The 17,766-nt window shown below is 63.4% G+C and carries 13 protein-coding genes; 7 read left to right on the top strand and 6 right to left on the bottom strand.

The genetic code is table 11. From position 1 onward, the window contains the following. Positions 1-1,625, top strand: a 1,625-nt coding sequence (locus tag ACILRN_RS03330) for an SEL1-like repeat protein (RefSeq protein ID WP_395685536.1), incomplete at its 5' end; no start/stop codon positions are given. A gap of 121 nt (positions 1,626-1,746) precedes the next feature. Next, a complete protein-coding gene (locus ACILRN_RS03325; RefSeq protein ID WP_395685534.1) occupies positions 1,747-2,211 on the top strand; it encodes a DUF3429 domain-containing protein in 465 nt (154 codons plus the stop codon). On the opposite strand, the gene pdeM is transcribed toward ACILRN_RS03325, so the two are convergent. From pdeM to ACILRN_RS03305, 4 genes are all read right to left on the bottom strand, one after another. Further along, positions 2,198-2,881, bottom strand: a complete 684-nt coding sequence (gene pdeM / locus ACILRN_RS03320; protein WP_395685532.1) for a ligase-associated DNA damage response endonuclease PdeM — start codon at positions 2,879-2,881, stop codon at positions 2,198-2,200. The genes ACILRN_RS03325 and pdeM overlap by 14 nt on opposite strands. Next, complete coding sequence (locus ACILRN_RS03315; RefSeq protein ID WP_395685530.1) at positions 2,874-5,342, bottom strand: ligase-associated DNA damage response DEXH box helicase; 2,469 nt, start codon at positions 5,340-5,342, stop codon at positions 2,874-2,876. The genes pdeM and ACILRN_RS03315 overlap by 8 nt, the downstream gene beginning before the upstream one ends. A 176-nt stretch (positions 5,343-5,518) precedes the next feature. Further along, entirely contained in the window at positions 5,519-5,968 is a 450-nt protein-coding gene (locus ACILRN_RS03310) for a tellurite resistance TerB family protein (RefSeq protein ID WP_395685528.1), read from the bottom strand. A 14-nt stretch (positions 5,969-5,982) separates the two neighbouring features. Further along, positions 5,983-8,802, bottom strand: a complete 2,820-nt coding sequence (locus ACILRN_RS03305; protein WP_395685526.1) for an ATP-dependent DNA helicase — start codon at positions 8,800-8,802, stop codon at positions 5,983-5,985. Between the two features lie 105 nt (positions 8,803-8,907). On the opposite strand from ACILRN_RS03305, the gene ACILRN_RS03300 reads away from it, so the two are divergent. After that, a complete protein-coding gene (locus tag ACILRN_RS03300) occupies positions 8,908-10,530 on the top strand; it encodes a lysine--tRNA ligase (protein ID WP_395685524.1) in 1,623 nt (540 codons plus the stop codon). A gap of 65 nt (positions 10,531-10,595) precedes the next feature. Here ACILRN_RS03300 and ACILRN_RS03295 read toward each other — a convergent pair whose 3' ends face one another. Together ACILRN_RS03295 and ACILRN_RS03290 are read right to left on the bottom strand one after the other, a co-directional pair. Beyond that, complete coding sequence (locus ACILRN_RS03295) at positions 10,596-11,456, bottom strand: prephenate dehydratase (RefSeq protein WP_395685521.1); 861 nt, start codon at positions 11,454-11,456, stop codon at positions 10,596-10,598. Continuing rightward, a complete protein-coding gene (locus ACILRN_RS03290; RefSeq protein WP_395685538.1) occupies positions 11,456-12,199 on the bottom strand; it encodes a 3-deoxy-manno-octulosonate cytidylyltransferase in 744 nt (247 codons plus the stop codon). The genes ACILRN_RS03295 and ACILRN_RS03290 overlap by 1 nt, the downstream gene beginning before the upstream one ends. A gap of 116 nt (positions 12,200-12,315) precedes the next feature. Between ACILRN_RS03290 and ACILRN_RS03285 the strand changes: the two genes are divergently transcribed. The 4 genes from ACILRN_RS03285 to ACILRN_RS03270 all read left to right on the top strand — a co-directional run bounded on the left by ACILRN_RS03285 (position 12,316) and on the right by ACILRN_RS03270 (position 17,766). Further along, positions 12,316-12,867 carry a c-type cytochrome gene (locus tag ACILRN_RS03285; RefSeq protein WP_395685519.1) on the top strand — a complete coding sequence of 184 codons (552 nt, stop codon included), beginning with the start codon at positions 12,316-12,318 and terminating at the stop codon, positions 12,865-12,867. 110 nt (positions 12,868-12,977) lie between these two features. Continuing rightward, entirely contained in the window at positions 12,978-14,837 is a 1,860-nt protein-coding gene (locus ACILRN_RS03280) for an extracellular solute-binding protein (RefSeq protein ID WP_395685517.1), read from the top strand. Next, on the top strand, positions 14,834-16,648 hold the full coding sequence (locus ACILRN_RS03275) for an extracellular solute-binding protein (protein WP_395685515.1): 1,815 nt from the start codon (positions 14,834-14,836) through the stop codon (positions 16,646-16,648). The genes ACILRN_RS03280 and ACILRN_RS03275 overlap by 4 nt, the downstream gene beginning before the upstream one ends. An 8-nt stretch (positions 16,649-16,656) precedes the next feature. Further along, positions 16,657-17,766, top strand: a complete 1,110-nt coding sequence (locus ACILRN_RS03270) for a microcin C ABC transporter permease YejB (protein ID WP_395685513.1) — start codon at positions 16,657-16,659, stop codon at positions 17,764-17,766.

Here is a 17,766-nt window from a genome sequence, read left to right as displayed (position 1 = left end):
CTGAGCGCCGCACCCAGGAAACATTCCGTGCGGTGCATGAGACCCTGGCAGAAATCGTCGATCGCATCTCCGAACTCGAGGCGTCGGAGGCTTCCCACCCCGGCCATGCCGCAATGGCGCCATCGCCACAGCCGCGATCACCGGAGCCGCGATCACCAGATCCATCACCCCGGCAAGCCGAAATCCGGACAACGCCAGAGCCCACGATCCTGGTCCCGCCTTCCCCGCATGATGGCGCCACGGCCGCGTCACGGGCCGAGGCAGAAGCTGCAGGCGCGGATGATTTCATCGCGGCGGCGCGACGCGCCGCGCAGGCAGCTGCATCACGGCCAGCTGCGCTGCGCGCGGAATATGCGGCACTGTCCACCGTCGCCGAGGAAAAACCCGGCTTTGCCGAGAGCCTCCTTAAAAGATTACGGCGCAAGACGGGCGCCCAACCCGCCACATCCCCCGCCGTCCTCACGCCGGCCGCAACCGCCACCGTATCGGGCCGCAGCCGGAGGAAGGCGCTGATCTATGCCGGCATCGTGCTTCTTCTTGCTGCCTCCTATTTTGCCTATCAGAGCCTCACCCGGCCGCAGCCCTCTCCCACTCAGTCTGGTGCCCTTGAGGCGCCGCGACAGGTGAGCGAGACTGCCACGTCCACGATCATCAAGGCCGATCCCGTCATCACCGGTTCACTGCCGGCGGGTACCCTCGCTGACATCATCGCGAGCCCGTCGGTGAACACGCTTGAAAACCTGCCAGAAGCAGCGGGCACGCCCGCCCTGCGTGCTGCCGCCGCTGCTGGTGATGCGCGCGCCCAGTTCATCGTCGCCGGGCGCTATCTCGATGGCGAGGGCGTAAGCCAGGACTTTAGCAAGGCCTTCTACTGGTACCAGCAGTCCGCGGCGCGCGGCCTGGCGCCTGCTCAATACCGGCTCGCCATGCTCTTCGAGCTTGGCAAGGGTGTTGAGGCCGACGCGGCGCGCGCCCTGCTCTGGTATGAGCGTGCTGCCACCGCAGGCAATCTCAGGGCGATGCACAACGCCGCAGTGCTTGCCGCCGGCGAGGCTGCCGGCAAGCCCGACTACGCCAAGGCGTTCCGCTGGTTCTCGGCAGCTGCTGAGCGTGGCTTCCGCGACAGTCAGTTCAACCTCGCCATTCTTTACGAGCGCGGGCTTGGCACGCAGGCCAACCCCTCTGAGGCCTATGTCTGGTATGCACTCGCCGGGCGTGAGGGCGATGAGGCCTCGAGCCACCGCGCCGCCCTGCTGGCCAAGACCATTCCCGAGAAAGACCTGAAAGGGCTGAATGACCGGGTAAGCCAGTGGGCCGCGACGGCCTCTGACGACTCGGCCAATGTCCTCACCGTCATTGAGCCAGCCTGGACGGGAACCGCCGGTGACGCTGACGCTGACGGCCAAAAGTCCGATGAGCTGGGTGCACTGCACCCCGCCGACGCCGAGGAGGTGCAAAGCCTGCTGGCAGGCTTTGGTCTGCGGGTCGGGGTCACGGAAAATGGTCAGCCTGATGCCCGCACTGCCAATGCCATCCGCCTGTACCAGCTGCGCTCGGGTCTCAGGGTGACAGGGCTTCTAACGCCCGATCTCGTGAGCCATATGCGCAACCGTCGCTCGGCTTAGAGCAGGAACCGGTCTGACAAAGTCGCACCGCCGCAACTGGATCGCGATGTGGGAATGAGACCGTTTCTCGCTCCGGACGAAGCACTTGCCTCAGCCGCGGCGCCGCGCCAAAGAGATGGCCATGAGCAACGTCTCCTCTGCAAAGCGCATTCCCGCTGCGGCCATGGCCCTCGGACTGGGCGGCCTCGTTCCGTTTGCGGCCGGGGCAGCGGCGCTTTGGCTGCCGCTTCCCTGGCTTACCCCGGACGCTGGCCTACGGCTGATTGTCGTCTATGGCGCGATCATCCTGTCATTTCTCGGCGGCATCCGCTGGGGGGTGGCGCTGGGGCCTTACGACACGGCCCGCCAGTCACGGGACTTTGCAGCAAGCGTGCTGGGCGCGCTGGCAGGACTCGCTGCCGTGTTCTTGCCGCCCGTGCCGGCACTCGCCCTTCTGATCGCAGGCTTTCTCTCTCAGGCCCTGTGGGATGTGACAAGCGCCGAGGCCGGGCGCCTTCCCGGCTGGTTCGGGCGGCTTCGCATGTTGCTCACCTCTGGCGCGGTCATCGCCCAGATCGCGGCCCTTGTTGCCATCATCCTCGGCTGACCTTCGCGTCCGGAAACCGGTGGATCGCCTTCGTGCCGATCATCCACACATCGAAATCGCCGAACAGCCCTTCAAAGGCCTTGGCGCGCACATTGAGCGAACCAGTGTAGCTGCCGAAGGCCGGCATGATGAGGCGGCGCGCATCGGCAATGAAGCAGCGGCGCCGGAGTCGCGTGCCGCGCACCTCCACCGTGGCAGCAGGATGAAGATGACCGGCGATCTCGTGCTCGCCCTCAGCCAGCACCCTGGGCTGGTGTCGCAGGCTGATGCTGCCGAGAACACTTTCGTTCACGACCCGGCCGCCGATATCGGCAGGTGGCGCGGGGTCGTGGTTGCCGGCAATCCACAACGTGTCGGCACGCGTGGTGATGGCCTGTAGCAGTTGAAGATCCTCCGGATCGAGGCGCATGCGGGCCTCGCCATCATGGAAGCTGTCCCCAAGAAAGATCAGGCGTTGGGCAGCCGAAGCGGCAAGTACCGCGCTCAGCTGCTGCAGAGACTGGCGCGTGTCATAGGGCGGCAGGTGCACGCCCCGCCGGGCAAGGCTGGTTGACTTTTCGAGATGCAGGTCGGCCACCAGCAGGGTTCGGAAGTCGGGAGCATACAGCGCCCCAGAAAGATCGGGGATCAGATCGATGCCGCCCAGCCTGATGCACACTGACCTAGACAAGCCGGGAGGCCTCGTCGATGAGTGCGGCCGCGGCTTCGGCAAGAATGGCATCATGCGCGTCGCCGTAGACCGATTCGCGGCCGATCTCCAACATCACCGGCACGGCAAGCGGCGAGACCGTGTCCAGCGCCTTGTGCACGATCCGACCCCGGATGCGCCGCAGCAGAACGCCGAGCCGCCAGGCATCGATCAGCCCTTCGGCGGCGTCGTCCCATGCGGCGCGCAACAGCAGGTGATCCGGCTGATGGCTGCGAAGTACGTCATAGATCAGGTCGGTATTGACCGTCGTCTGCCGGGCGGTCTTCTCGTGGCCTGGTTGGCGGCGCTCGATGAGTCCGGCGATGATCGCCACATTGCGAAAGCTGCGCTTCATCAGCGCCGACTCGGCAAGCCAGGCCTCCAGATCGTCACCCATCATGTCTTCATCGAAGAGTTGGGCAAGGTTCACCCGCCCTGAGGCAACGGCAAGCGACAGATCGCGCACCATCCAGATGGCCAGTGCATAGTCTGAGGCAACAAATCCCAGTGGCTGAAGTCCGGCACGTTCGAGACGGCGCGTCAGCAGCATACCAAGCGTCTGGTGCGCCAGCCGTCCCTCGAAGGGATAGCATACGAGATAGTGCTTTTCGCCGCGCGGGAAGGTCTCGGCCAGCATCTGCTCCGCTCCCGGCAGCACGGAGCGGAAGCGCTGCAGCGACAGCCAGCCTTGAACCTGCGATGGCAAATCCTGCCATGCCGAGGGATTTGCCAGCATGCTGCGCACCCGGGCTGCCAGATAGGTCGAGAGCGGAAACTTCCCACCCTGATAGGATGGAACCATCGGATCGTCGGCCGCGCTCCTCGTGGCAAGCGCCCCTGCCTGGTCAAGGCCCTCGAAGCGCAGAACCTCACCCGCAAACAGGAAGGTCTGCCCGATCGTCAGTTGACTGAGAAACCACTCCTCCGCCTCGCCCAGCACCCGGCCTGCGGTCACGACACGCTTGCCCAGCCGCCGCTTTACATGCGCCAGCCGAACCTTGAGCATCTCGTCTTCCACGATCGTGCCCATGTTGAGCCGATAGGCCAGCGCCAGCCTCGGGTGGGAGAGCCGCAGCGTCCCGTCCGACTGCGTCTTCAGCTTGGCATGGCGTTCATAGGCGCGCAGCGCATAACCCCCGGTCGCAACGTAGTCGATCGCCTTGTCAAACTCCTCGCGCGTCAGGTTGCGGAAGGTCCAGGCGCGCGTGACCTCGGCAAACAGAGCGTCCGGATGAAAGGGTCCGGCGCAGGCACGGCCAAGGATATGCTGAGCCAGAACATCGAGCTTGCGCACCATCGGGTAGTCGGTGTCTTGTGCATTCTCGATGGCTGCCAAGCGCGCCGCCTCGCACTCCAGAACCTCGAAGCGGTTGGACGGCACCAGCAGCGCCTCCGAGGGCAGGTCGAGCCGATGATTGGAGCGGCCAATTCGCTGTAACAGGCGGCTTGATCCCTTCGGCGCACCGACATGCACGACGAGATCCACTTCTCCCCAGTCAATTCCAAGCTCGAGAGTGGAGGTGCACACCACAGCCCTGAGTCGACCGGCCGCCATGGCGGCCTCCACCTTGCGCCGCTGGGCCACATCGAGCGAACCGTGATGCAGCGCGATCGGCAGGTTGTCTTCATTGGCTTCCCACAGCGACTGGAACACCACCTCCGCCTGCGAGCGCGTGTTGACGAAGACCAGTGTCATCCTTGCATTGCCAATTTCCCGATAGATCTCGGGAATGGCATAGAGCGCGGAATGCCCGGCCCATGGCACCCGCTCGACCGAAGCAAGGATGCGGATGTTGGGGCGCGCGCCAGCCTGACCCGCCACGAGCGGCACGGGCGGACTGCCCACCGGAGCCAGCCACGCCCGGAGGGCGTCCGGGTCTGCGACTGTCGCCGAGAGACCAACGCGGATTGCTTCCGGGGCATGCGTCTCAAGCCTGGTCAGCGCCAGCGACAGCAGCACGCCGCGCTTTGAGGTCACCAGAGCATGCAACTCATCGAGGATCACGGTACGCAGCCCCTTGAGCAGGTACCCGGCTTGCGGATCCGCCATCAGCAGCGAAACCTGCTCCGGCGTGGTGATGAGGATGTCCGGCGGTCTCTGCCTCTGGCGCTGGCGCCGTGCCTGAGGCGTGTCGCCCGTTCGGGTTTCGATGCGGATCGGAAGGCCCATTTCGGCAACTGGCGTTTCGAGATTACGCGCGATATCCACTGCAAGCGCCTTGAGCGGCGAGACGTAGAGCGTGTGGATGCCCTGGCCTGATCCGCGCTCTGCGATTTCGACGAGGCTTGGCAGAAATCCAGCCAGCGTCTTGCCACCGCCGGTTGGCGAGATCAGCAATACGCTGTCACGCGCCGTGGCATGGGACAGCACCGCAAGCTGGTGGGCGCGCGGCGTCCAGCCCCGGGCGGCGAACCAGTCCTTAAACTGCTGCGGCAGGCTCATGCAGGTTCGAGCTTGACGCGCCAAGGCTGCGGAAGCAACAGGCAGGCCAGCGCCGGAGCAGTTCTTCCGGCCGCGAGGTTTTTCACAATGTCAATCAGCACAGGCACGTCAATCTGCTGCCGATCTAGCACAGACTAGGAAAATAGTCAAGTAATATGGAGAAAATATTCCTTGTCTCACGGCCGCTGATAGCGTGCGATGGCCGAGCGCTCGAGCGCGGCTGTGACCAGCTTGTCGAGGTCCAAAGCATCCCGCAGCATGGCGAGGAAGCGAAGCTCTTCCTTACCGACGGCAAGGTCAGAGGCTGCAATCTCAACGGCAAGCGCATATGCGGTCTCACGCAGACGATGTGGTAAAGCCTGCTTCACGAGGCCCAGGATGGCTGCAAGCCCCTCCTTGTCCTGCAGAATATCGCCCGCCTCCTGCGCAACCGTGACCAGCCGGTGTTCGTCAAATTCACGGAAGATCGGCAGAACCTGAACCAGCTGGCGGATTTCGGCCAGTTCCACCGCATTGATCTTGCCCTCCACCCCGGACATGGTGACCATGGTGTAGATCAGTGCCTGCTCAGTGGAAATCGTGCCGGACATGTCGGGCCCCTCCAGGAAGGACCTGAGTGTGCTCACTGCGCATCACCAGGTCAAGCGCGCAGGGCATCAAGCGCGTCCACCAGCCCCAGCCGCCGCACGCTGACCCCGTTTGGAAAGGCGGTGAGAAACCGCGAGGCCAGCCGCGGATCGAGAATCACGAAATGCCCCCGGTCACCAGCCTGGCGGATCAGCCGGCCGAAGCCCTGCCGCAACCGTAGCCGCACGGCCATGTCGGTGTAGGCCGCTCCCCCGAAGGCATCACGCCGGGCGCGCTCGAGGATCGTCGGCGTCGCCCACGGCACCCGGTCCAGAACGATGAGGCGCAGCGAATCCCCCGGCACGTCAACCCCGTCGCGCACTGCATCCGTGCCGAGCAGGCAGGCGTCACGCTCGGCACGGAACATGTCGACCAGGGTTCCTGTATCCATAGGGTCAACATGCTGGGCATAGAGCGGCAAGCCGCCATCGGCCAGCGGCTTGATCAGTCGCTGATGCACGGCCCTGAGCCGGGAGATAGCGGTGAACAGACCAAGCGCACCGCCGCCTGAAGCCAGGAACAATTCGCGATAGGCAGCAGCCACCTGATCCATGTCCTCGCGGTTCACGTCCGTCACGACGATGACACTGCTCCGCCTCGCATAATCGAAGGGCGACTCCCAGCTTTCCCGCCGGACAGGATAGGGAAGGTGAACTGCGCCCGTGCGGGTTTCCGCGTTGACCCAGTCATCGGGCAGGTCGGGCGGACGATCCTTGAGCGTGGCCGAGGTGATGATGATGCCATCTGCAGGCCGCAGCACCGCAAGAGCCAAAGGCTCGGTCGGATCGAGCCAGTGCGAATGCAGGCCGACATCGTGTTCGCGGCCAAATGCCTGGGCGATATCGAACCATTCAACGAACAGCGGGCTGCGTTCACCCAGAAGCCGCTCCAGCATAGCGATCCATCCGCCCACCACCAATTCGCCGCGGCGGCGCAGCGAACGCGAAATGGCCTCGATGCGGCCCCGGTCGTGACTGTTGAGATCTCCAGCCTCGTCATCGAGTTTGCGGGCCAGCATGCTGGCAAGGGCCAGCATCGGCTTGCGCAGAGCCTGCAGCGCCTCGCCAAGCGCCACCGCCACGGCATCGAGGGCCTCGATCAGCGGCAGGCAGTCGGCCTCCAGGCTGTGGCCGCCGGCGTTGGGCGCGGCACGCGCCAGCACCTGCTGACGCACCAGACTCAGAAACTCCTCCGCAACACCCTCGGCCTGCCCCGCCTGGACGCGGCGCGTCCAGCCGGGGCCGGGCAGCGCAAGCGCAGCGCGCAACACATCGCGAAGCAAGGCTTCGCCCGCCGCATCCTCACCGAGCAGATCGCCGATCCGGTCTGCCAGACCGCGGCCCCGCCGACGCTCGGCCTCAGGGCCTCTGATCCAGCGCCGGAGTTCAGCCGTCTCAAGCGCGGTAAGATGACCCGAAAAGGCCTGATCTGCCGCGTCAAACAGATGATGCCCCTCATCGAAGACGATGCGTCGCAGACCGCCAGGCGCGGCTTCCTCTTCCGCGGTCTTCGCCAGCCCCAACGCATTGTCGACCGCTGCCTGGTGCAGCACCAGCGCATGATTGGCAATCACGATGGCGGCGTTGCGCCCAGCCCGCACCGAACGCTCGATGAAGCAGCGCCGATAATGCGGGCAGGCGGCGTAGATGCATTCGCCGCGCCGGTCCGTGAGGCTCAGAGACTGCACGCTCACGGCACGCATCTCTCCGTCCAGCGACACGTCGTTGAACAATGGCAGCATCCAGGCCGGAAAGTCACCGCCGACCATGTCGCCGTCGCGGGTGAAGCGCGCCCAGCGCGAAATCAGCGCCGCCAGCAGCGCCATGCGCGGATTGGCCGAGGTAAGGCGCCCGAACGCCTCCTGCATGTTGAGCAGGCAGACATAATTCTCGCGGCCCTTGCGGATGGCGATCTTGCCCGCGCGCTCCTCCGGATTGTCGACCAGCCGCGCACTCTCTTGGTCAATCTGACGCTGCAGGTTCTTGGTGTAAGTGGACACCCACACCGGCGCGTTGTTCTTGCGGGCCCACAACCAGGCGGGCGCCAGATAACCCATCGTCTTGCCCAGACCCGTACCTGCCTCGGCAAGCAGGATATTGTTGATGTCCCGCGACTGTCGCGGCTGGAAGGCGAAACTGGCAGCCCCGGCATAAGCAGCCTGGGCCACGCGGCGCTCGGCGTCGGGGCCCAGTATGACGGCCAGGAACTCCGATGCCTCGGATGGCGTCACGGGGTCCTGGCGGCCCGGAGCCCTGCCACTGTCCTCTTCCCACTCGTCAACCCGGTCCCAGGCGTTGAGGCCGGTGGCAAATGAACCCGCATCAAGCTTCGGATTTGCCTTGAGCAGCGCAGCCAGCACAGACTTCGCCCATGGCCACTTGGCGCCCGACAGAAAATTGGCATTTTCTGCCGTCTCGCGCGGCAGCGGATAGTGGCGCGCTGCGAGGCGGTTCAGAAGGTCTTCGGCGATGAGCCGCAAGGTTTCGGATTCATCCGCACCAGGCTCAAGCGCCAGGGCACGCGCCAGCCCAGTCGGCGTTGGCGTGGCAAAACGCGCAGGGCAGACGAAGGCGAAGAGTTCTGCCACATCATAGTGGCGCTGTTCACGCGCAGCGCGGATTACCCGGCGGGGAGCTTGCGCCGCAACACCCAGCCGCTCGATGAGAAAGGCGGAATGGCAGAGCAGATGTGGTTCATCTGCCAGCACCGCAAGTGCCTGCGCCGCATCAAGGGCGCGGCCGCCAATCACGGCGCCCATGCCGGAAGCGGCAGCAGTTCGAAGCGTCCAGTCCATGCTCATCCTGGGGTTGGTTGTCATCAGCTTTAATGCCATGTCCGTTCATACGGAAGAGCAACAAGCGCACGGCCTGCAATTGACCCGGCCACGCCATGACCCTAAACACCGGCCCTCACGCCGCAGTCTGGATCAAGAATTCCCATGACCACCGACCCCGCCCTTCGCGCCGCAGCAGAAACCAGCAAGGCCTGGCCATTCGAGGAAGCCCGCAAGCTGGTCGAACGCGTGAAGCGGACGGGGAAGACAGAGGTCCTGTTTGAAACCGGCTACGGGCCGTCCGGCCTGCCACATATTGGCACCTTCGGAGAAGTTGCGCGCACCACGATGGTTCGCCGCGCCTTCGAGCTGCTATGCGACATTCCCACCCGGCTCCTGTGCTTCTCGGATGACATGGACGGCATGCGCAAGATCCCCGAGACGGTGCCAGACCCCGGGGCCCTTCGGCCCTATCTGCATATGCCGCTCACCACAGTGCCTGATCCGTTTGGCGGCAAGTATGACAGCTTCGGGCATCACAACAACGCCATGCTGCGCCGCTTTCTGGATGCCTTCGGCTTCGACTATGAGTTTGCCTCGGCAACCGATTACTACAAGGCCGGCCGCTTTGACGCGATGCTGCTGCGGGCACTCGAGAAATTTGATGACATCATGGCCGTGATGCTTCCCACATTGGGCGAGGAACGGCAGGCAACCTACTCACCCTTCCTGCCAATTTCACCATCAAGCGGTCGCGTTCTGTATGTTCCCATGAAGGCGGTGGATGCCAGGGCGGGAACAATTACATTCACCGACGAGGACGGCACGGATGTGACCATGCCCGTTACCGGCGGGCACACCAAGCTGCAGTGGAAACCGGATTTCGGCATGCGCTGGGCAGCACTTGGCGTTGACTTCGAGATGTTCGGCAAGGACCACCAGACCAATGCGCCAATCTATGACCAAATCTGCGAGATCCTCGGGGCCGAGGCGCCACAGCACTATGTTTATGAACTGTTTCTCGACGAAAACGGACAGAAGATTTCAAAATCGAAGGGCAATGGCCTGACGATTGACGAGTGGCTGACCTACGCCGACCCCGAGTCGCTCGCGCTGTTCATGTACAACAAGCCCCGCGAAGCCAAGCGACTCTACTTCGACGTGATCCCGCGGGCCGTGGATGACTACGGAGCGTTTCTCTCGGCCTACCAGCGCCAGGCTGACAAACCCGCCGACCGCCTCATGAATCCGGTCTGGCACATCCATGGTGGCAAGCCACCGGTGCCAGAGGAAGGCGGCATTTCCTTTGCACTGCTGCTCAACCTGGCGGCGGTGGCAAACGCCCACGACAAGTCATCACTGTGGGGCTTCATCCTGCGCTATGCACCGCACCTGAGGCCCGAAAGCCATCCGCGGCTCGATGCGCTGGTGATGCATGCCTTGCGCTATTTCGATGATTTTGTGAAGCCGGCGAAGACATATCGGATGCCAACGCCGGACGAGGCCAGAGACCTGGCCGATCTTGCCGCTGCACTCGCACAGCTTCCAGCCCAGGCGACGCCGGAAGAGATCCAGCAGAAGGTTTACGACGTCGGGCGCCGCGAACCCTACAAGACTACCCAAAAGGACGGCTCCGTGGGCGTCGCGCAGAGCTGGTTCAACATGCTCTACCAAGTGCTGCTGGGCGAGGAGAAGGGGCCGCGCTTTGGCAGCTTCGTGGCGCTTTACGGCATCGCCAACACCTGCCAGCTGATCGATCGCGCCATCAAGGGCGACCTGACCCGCTGAGTCTGCCGGCGAAAGCCGGCCCCCGGAACGGCCGGAGCCTCGCTTCGCCCCGCGTGGCCTCGCCCTCAGGCGCTGCCGAGGCGCCTCGCGATTTCAGCGCGGTGCGGGGAAGCCCTGTAGGTGCCAAGGACACGCAGGTAGCTGGTGAAGAATTCGAGCTCCTCCATGGCGAGGCGCACGTTGCGCTCGGCAGGATGCCCCTCGATGTCGGCATAGAATTGCGTCGCCGAGAACTGGCCCTCGATCTGATAGGATTCGAGTTTCGTCATGTTGACGCCGTTGGTGGCGAAGCCGCCCATGGCCTTGTAGAGGGCGGCAGGAACGTTCCGTACACGGAACACAAAGGTTGTGATGACCGGCTGATCCTCGGCCAGGACCTCCTGCGGGCTGGCTGACAGCACCACGAAGCGCGTGGTGTTGTGACTCTCATCCTCGATGTTCTCGCGGATCATCCTGAGACCGTAGATCTCGGCAGCCAGCCGGGAGGCGATGGCGGCACGCGAGGGATCGCGCGTCTGCGAGAGTTCGCGGGCGGCGCCTGCCGTATCGGCGGCGACAACGGGCTTGAGGCCAAGCTCGCGGATCACCTTGCGGCACTGGCCCAGCGCGTGCACATGGCTGTGCACTGACCTAACCTTGGCGGGATCCGCCTCCGGCACGATCATCAGCTGGTGATGCACGGGCAGGAAGTGCTCGCCCACAATATGCAGACTGGAGCGCGGCAGAAGATGGTGAATGTCGGCAACGCGGCCGGCCACGGAGTTGTCAATGGGGATCATGGCCAGAGATGCCTCGCCCTCCGCCACGGCCTGGAACGCATCCTCGAAGGTGCCGCAGGGCAGTGGCTCGTGGCCAGCATAGGCCTCAAGGCAGGCGATGTGCGAATTGGCGCCTGGCTCGCCCTGATAGGCGATCTTCAACGACATCAGGTTGTCCTCAGCATGCGGCGGGCAGTTTCAAGTTCGTGTGGCGTATCAACGCCAAGCGGCACGGTGTCAACCCGCACCACCACGATGCGCATGTCATTGTCCATGGCGCGCATCTGCTCAAGCTTGCGATCAGCCTCCCGGGGGCTCACCGGCAGGGAGACAAACCGCTCGAGAACCGGGCGGCGATAGGCATAAACGCCAATGTGGTGCCAGTGCGGGGCGGGATGCTCAGGCCCCACCTGGCGCAGAAAATCACGCGCAAAGGCCACCTCGCGATCAGCGCTCAGTGGCGCAATGGCCTTCACGATATTGGGGTTGGCCACGTCCGCGGTGGCTTCGATGCGGGCGGCGATGGTGGAAATGTCGGCTGCCGCGTTGATCAGCCCGGCCAGGCAGCGCTGGATCGAAAGCGAATCGATGGTTGGCAGATCACCCTGCAGGTTTACCACATGCTCGAAGCGCCGCTGCGGGTCGCGCAGGGCAAGCGCCTGGGCAATACGATCAGACCCCGATGGCAGTGCCGGATCGGTCACGATGGCATCGCCCCCATGCGCGCGGATGACGTCGGCGATCTCGTTCTCAGCTGCCGCCACGAGGACCTGGCCAATCATGGCCTCCCGCGCCCGTTTCCAGCAATGGACGATCATGGGCAGACCATTGATGTCGGCAAGGGGCTTTCCCGGGAGCCGGGTCGAGGCCATCCGGGCGGGGATCACGACAATGGTATTCTGGTTGTCAATCATGGGGTTAGGATCGGGCGCGGCAAAATGATACAATGCTCCTTATACTATTGCGGTGCCGCCAAGAAAGCACTAGTTTCCGCGCCCGACCGACGGCTCTGGGGATTGCAACCTTCATGGACAGTTTTGAATTCAACAAGATCGCGGGCGCGGTGCTGGGCACGGCTCTGCTGGTGTTCGGCCTGAGCGAGCTTAGCAAGATCGTCTACCACACCGATAAGCCCGAACAGCAGGGTTTTGCCGTTGCCGTGGCCGAGACTGAAGGCGAAGCGTCCGAAGCCACCGAAGAAGCGGCCGCCCCGGCCGAATCTCTTGGAAAGTTGCTGGCCTCGGCCGATGCCACCAAGGGCCAGGCGGTGTTCAAGGCCTGTGCGGCCTGCCATGACCCGAGCAAGGGCGGCGCAAACAAGGTTGGCCCGAACCTGTGGGGTATCGTCGGGCGCAACCATGGCATTCACGAGGGTTTCAGCTATTCCGAGGCCATGGCGGCGCTCAAGGACAAGCCGTGGGACTATGAGGCGCTGAACGCCTTTCTGATCTCTCCGAAGACCGCCATTCCTGGCACCAAGATGGCCTATGGTGGACTCAAGAAGGAAACGGACAGGGCCAATCTGCTGGCCTATCTGGCCACGCTGTCGGACAGCCCGGTGCCCTTCCCCGCCCCCTGATCGCCGCAAGTCTCAAGAAGAATTAACACCGGCAACGGGCTTGCCGGTGTTTTCTTTTGGTCGCGGGCTTGCTTATCTTGCGCAGATCTTCAATGCGGAGTCGCTTGCCCATGACCTTCAGCCGCCGCTCACTTCTCAAGCTCGCCGGGTTGGCCCCGGCCACCAAGCTCGTCGGCATTCAGATCGCCGCGGCCGAGGACCGCGATTTTCGCCATGCGCTCACGCTGTTCAACGACATCAAATATCCGCCAGACTTCGCCCATTTCAGCTATGTGAACCCGAACGCGCCGGCAGGCGGGCGGGTGCGGTTCGGCGTGGTCGGTTCATTCGACAGCCTGAACCCCTATTCCTTCAAGGGCGCCGCAGCCGGTGCGGTGCAGAATGATGCGTTGCTGACGTCATCGCTTGACGAGCCCTCGACCGAATATGGCCTGGTGGCAAGCAGCGTCTGGCACCCGGAGGACCGCTCCATGGTGGTGTTCCGGCTGCGCCCCGAGGCCCGCTTCCATGACGGCAGGCCCATGACGCCGGAGGACGTGATCTGGTCGATGCAGGCCCTTCGCGAGGCCCACCCGCAATACAACTTCTACTACAAGAACATCGCCACCGCCGAACAGACCGGCGATCATGAGGTGACGTTCACCTTCACCATGAAGGGCAACCGCGAGCTTCCGATGATCACCGGCCAGTTGCCGGTGCTGCCCAAGCACTGGTGGACCAGCAAGGATGCCAAAGGGCGCCAGCGCAACATCGGCGAGACCACGCTCGAGGCGCCGCTCGGATCCGGCGCCTATGTGGCTGCTGACGTCAAGCCCGGCGCGTCCATTCTGATGAAGCGCGTCGCCGATTACTGGGGCAAGGACCTGGCTGTGAACCTGGGCCAGAACAACTTTGACGAGATCGAGTATATCTATTTCCGCGACGCCAATGTGGCTTTCGAGGCCTTCAAGGGAGGCCAGTATGACTGGCGCACCGAGAACTCGTCCAAGATGTGGGCCACAGGCTATGACTTTCCCGCCGTGAAGGCGGGAAAGGTGGTGAAGGAGGAAATCACGCTCCGGCAAGTCAGCGGCATGCAGAGCTGGGCGATGAATATGCGCAGACCGAAATTCCAGGATGTGCGGGTGCGCCAGGCGCTGAACTACGCCTTCGATTTCGAATGGGCGAACCAGAACCTGTTCTTTGGCCTATACATCCGTTCACGGAGCTATTTCAATAACTCCGATCTGGAAGCAACCGGCCTGCCGTCGGCGGCTGAGCTGGCGCTTCTGGAACCGCTGAAGGACCAGCTGCCGCCCGAGGTGTTCACCACCGAATACAAGAACCCCTTGAACGACACGCCGCAGAACCGGCGCCGGAACATGCGCGAGGCGGCAAAACTGCTCGCTGAAGCCGGCTGGCAGGTGACGCAGGATGGCGGCAAGTCGGTCTTGAAGAATGCGGCAGGAGAAGCTCTTGCCATAGAGTTCCTGCTCGATTCGCCTCTCTTCGAGCGCGTGGCGCTTCCCTACAAGCAGCAGCTGGAACTGCTCGGCATCAGCGTCACCGTCAAGACCGTCGACAGCGCACAATATGAGCGCCGCACCCAGACCTTCGACTATGACGTCATCGTGGGCAGCTGGCCGCAATCACTCTCGCCCGGCAACGAGCAGCGCGATTTCTGGGGCAGCGAGGCGGCCAAGCGCGATGGCAGCCGCAATTATGTGGGCATCGCCAACCCGGCAATTGACGCGCTGATCGAGAAACTGGTGCTCGCGCCGGACCGTGACAGCCTGGTCAGCGCCTGCAGGGCGCTCGACCGCGCCCTGATCTGGAATCACTATGTGGTGCCGATGTGGTTCACACCATATCAGCGCACGGCGCGCTGGGACCGCTTCGGGCGCCCAGACACGCTGCCCATGCTATCGACTGGCTTCCCCACCATCTGGTGGTGGGATGCGGAGAAGGCAAGAAAGGTGGACGGGACGTGAGACCTCTCGCAGCGGTGCTGTTGGCCATCTGCCTTGGCATGGCGAGCGCCAGTGCCGAACCACGCCATGGCCTCTCGGTGTTCGGCGACCTCAAATATCCGCCCGGATTCACGCATTTTGACTATGTAAACCCGGACGCGCCGAAGGGCGGCAAGATGGCGCTGATCGGGGATGCCCGCCTCAACACATTCGACAGCTTCAATGGCTTCATCCTCAAGGGCGATCCGGCGCAGGGCTTCGAGCTGATGTTCGACGCCCTGATGGTGCGCGCCATGGACGAGCCTGACGCTGTCTATGGGCTGGTGGCCGAAAGTGCTGAGATCGCCGATGACCGGAAAAGCGTGAGCTTCAAGTTGCGCGGCGAAGCCAAATTTGCCGATGGCACGCCGCTCACCGCGGAAGACGTATGCGACAGTTTCCGCCTGCTCTCCACACAGGGCCACGAGCGCATCCGCATCACCATCCGCGATGTCGAGGCCTGCGACGTGATCAGCCCCGGCGAAGTGCGTTACCGCTTCAAGGGCGAGCGCACGCGAGACCTGCCGCTCACCGTGGCGGCGCTGCCGATCTTCTCCAGGGCCTACTATGCCAAGGTCGATTTCTCGAAATCGACGCTGCAGCCGCCGCTGGGCTCCGGGCCCTATGCGGTCAAATCCTTCAAGCCCGGCGAATTCGTGACCTATGCCCGGCGCGACGACTACTGGGCGAAGGACCTGCCGGTGAGCAAGGGGCGCTATAATTTCGATGAGCTGCGCTTTGACTATTTCCGCGACCGGGCGCCGGCCTTCGAGGCGCTGAAATCGGGTGCCATCGACCTGCGCGAGGAATTCACCTCGCGCGACTGGGCCACGGCCTATGGTTTTCCGGCACTGACCAAAGGCCATGTGGTGAAAACGGAATTGCCCGACGATACGCCATATGGCGCGCAGGGATATTTCCTCAACATGCGGCGCGAGACGTTTCAGGACATCCGTGTGCGAAAGGCGCTCAACCTGGCGTTCGACTTCGAGTGGATCAACAAGAACCTTTTCTACGGGCTCTATGTGCGCACCACCAGCTTCTTCAACCGCACGCCCCTCAAGGCGGAGGGAACTCCATCTGCCGAGGAACTGGCCCTGCTCGAGCCTCACCGTGCGAGCCTGCGCCCGGAGGTGTTTGGCGAGGCAGTGCTGCCACCTGTTTCCGACGGCTCCGGCCAGGACCGCAGGCTCTTGCGCGAGGCCTCGCGGCTTCTGGACGAGGCGGGCTGGACCACCGACGGCACCATCCGCCGCAACGCGAGGGGCGAAACACTGGACATCGAATTCCTGATCGAAGGGCCGGTTTTCGAGCGCGTGCTGGCACCCTATGTGAAGAACCTGAAATTGCTTGGCATCAACGCGACCGTCCGCACGGTAGACCCCGCCCAGTATCAGAAACGCTTCGAATCCTATGACTATGACGCGACGATCGGCCGCTTTACCGCGGGGCTGACGCCGGGAGACAACCTGCGCATCTTCTTTGCATCGGAGTCCGCCAATCGGCCCGGAACCTACAATCTGTCGGGCATAGCCTCGCCGGCCATCGATGCGCTGATCGACCAGGTCGTCGCCGCCAGGACGCGCGAGGAACTCAACGTGGCCGGGCGCGCGCTGGACCGGGTCTTGCGCGCCGAGCAGTTCTGGGTGCCGAACTGGTACAATGCCAACCACTGGATCGCCTACTGGGACAAGTTCGGGCGGCCGGAGATCAAGCCCAAATACGACCGTGGCATCATCGATACCTGGTGGTATGACGAGGCAAAGGCCAAGCGAATCGCCAACGGTGACTGACCCCTTTCATGGGCGCCTATATCCTCAAACGCCTGCTGCTGATGATCCCCACGCTGGTGGGAATCATGCTGATGACCTTCGCGGTCATCCAGTTCGTTCCGGGCGGGCCGGTCGAGCAGGTGATCGCCAAGATGCAGGGCACCGACACCGATTCCACCAGCCGCATCAGTGGCAACACCGGCAACGAGGCAGGCGGCGGCCAGGCACAGATGGCCGGCGGTGAAGCGACCTCCTTCAAGTACCGCGGCGCGCAGGGGCTGGACCCCGAATTCATCAAGAGCCTCGAAAAGCAGTTCGGCTTCGACAAGCCGGCGCCTGAGCGATTCCTGCTGATGATGCGCGACTATTTCACCTTCAATTTCGGACAGAGCTATTTCCGCGACCGATCGGTGATCAGCCTCATCGCCGAGAAACTGCCCGTGTCGATCTCGCTCGGCCTGTGGCTCACCCTCGTGCAGTATCTGGTGTCCATCCCGCTGGGCATCAGGAAGGCGGTGAAGGATGGCTCCACCTTCGATGTCTGGACTTCGGGCGTGATCATCGTGGGCTATGCCATCCCCAGCTTCATCTTCGCCATCATGCTGATCGTGCTGTTTGCCGGTGGCAGCTATTTCAGCTGGTTTCCATTGCGCGGCCTCACCTCGGACAATTTCGAGAATCTGAGCTTCATGGGCAAGATCGCCGACTATGCCTGGCACCTTGCGCTGCCGCTGTTCGCCATGGCGATCGGCTCATTCGCCACCATGACGATGCTGACCAAGAATTCCTTCCTCGACGAAATCCGCAAACAATATGTGATGACGGCGCGCGCCAAGGGCCTGACCGAGCGGCAGGTGCTCTACGGCCATGTGTTCCGCAACGCCATGCTGCTGGTGATCGCCGGTTTCCCGGGCGCCTTCATCGGCGCTTTTTTCGCCAGCTCGCTGCTGATCGAAACGATCTTCTCACTCGACGGGCTGGGCTATCTGTTCTTCAAGGCAACGCTTGACCGCGACTACCCCATCGTCTTCGCCAGCCTTTACATCTTCACGCTGATGGGGCTCGTGGTTCAGCTCATCTCCGACCTCACCTACACCTGGATCGATCCGCGGATCGATTTCGAGAAGCGGGACGTCTGA

Source organism: Aestuariivirga sp. (assembly GCF_044238155.1).
Classification (GTDB): Bacteria; Pseudomonadota; Alphaproteobacteria; order Rhizobiales; family Aestuariivirgaceae; genus Aestuariivirga.
This window is presented reverse-complemented; position numbering and strand designations above follow the sequence as displayed.

Coding starts and splice junctions, on each gene's coding strand:
- ACILRN_RS03325 (WP_395685534.1), top strand. CDS start 1,747: ATGAGCAACGTCTCCTCTGCAAAGCGCATTCCCGCTGCGGCCATGGCC.
- ACILRN_RS03315 (WP_395685530.1), bottom strand. CDS start 5,342: ATGAGCCTGCCGCAGCAGTTTAAGGACTGGTTCGCCGCCCGGGGCTGG.
- ACILRN_RS03305 (WP_395685526.1), bottom strand. CDS start 8,802: ATGGCATTAAAGCTGATGACAACCAACCCCAGGATGAGCATGGACTGG.
- ACILRN_RS03300 (WP_395685524.1), top strand. CDS start 8,908: ATGACCACCGACCCCGCCCTTCGCGCCGCAGCAGAAACCAGCAAGGCC.
- ACILRN_RS03295 (WP_395685521.1), bottom strand. CDS start 11,456: ATGTCGTTGAAGATCGCCTATCAGGGCGAGCCAGGCGCCAATTCGCAC.
- ACILRN_RS03285 (WP_395685519.1), top strand. CDS start 12,316: ATGGACAGTTTTGAATTCAACAAGATCGCGGGCGCGGTGCTGGGCACG.
- ACILRN_RS03280 (WP_395685517.1), top strand. CDS start 12,978: ATGACCTTCAGCCGCCGCTCACTTCTCAAGCTCGCCGGGTTGGCCCCG.
- ACILRN_RS03270 (WP_395685513.1), top strand. CDS start 16,657: ATGGGCGCCTATATCCTCAAACGCCTGCTGCTGATGATCCCCACGCTG.